1 pseudogene is annotated in these 662 nt (G+C 57.9%); it reads left to right on the forward strand.

From position 1 onward, the window contains the following. A pseudogene (locus tag K5Q92_RS23880) lies at positions 1-662 on the forward strand (hypothetical protein); the annotation flags it as partial.

The following is a 662-nucleotide window of genomic DNA, read 5'->3' on the forward strand; positions in this document are numbered from 1 at the left end:
CGGTGCGGACTTCGTCAATAATGGCGGTACCTTACCAGCAGTGGATCTCACCGTCTCTGACGGTAGCCTCACAGGCCAAGACAGTGATACGCCTGCCGTGACCCCAACTAATGATGCGCCGACCATCAATGTCGTGGCCAACGACTTTGTTGAGAACAGTGCCAGCGAAGGTGACGTTGCTGCCACCTATACCACCCACGATGAAGATGGCGATGCGCTCACGGTCGGCTTCACGCCGGGCACCAATGACAACGGCTACTACGCCATCGTGAACGGCCAGGTGGTCTTGACCCAAGCCGGTGCGGACTTCGTCAATAATGGCGGTACCTTACCAGCAGTGGATCTCACCGTCTCTGACGGTAGCCTCACAGGCCAAGACAGTGATACGCCTGCCGTGACCCCAACTAATGATGCGCCGACCATCAATGTCGTGGCCAACGACTTTGTTGAGAACAGTGCCAGCGAAGGTGACGTTGCTGCCACCTATACCACCCACGATGAAGATGGCGATGCGCTCACGGTCGGCTTCACGCCGGGCACCAATGACAACGGCTACTACGCCATCGTGAACGGCCAGGTGGTCTTGACCCAAGCCGGTGCGGACTTCGTCAATAATGGCGGTACCTTACCAGCAGTGGATCTCACCGTCTCTGACGGTAGCC

The organism is Shewanella sp. MBTL60-007, assembly GCF_019654915.1.
Classification (GTDB): Bacteria; Pseudomonadota; Gammaproteobacteria; order Enterobacterales; family Shewanellaceae; genus Shewanella.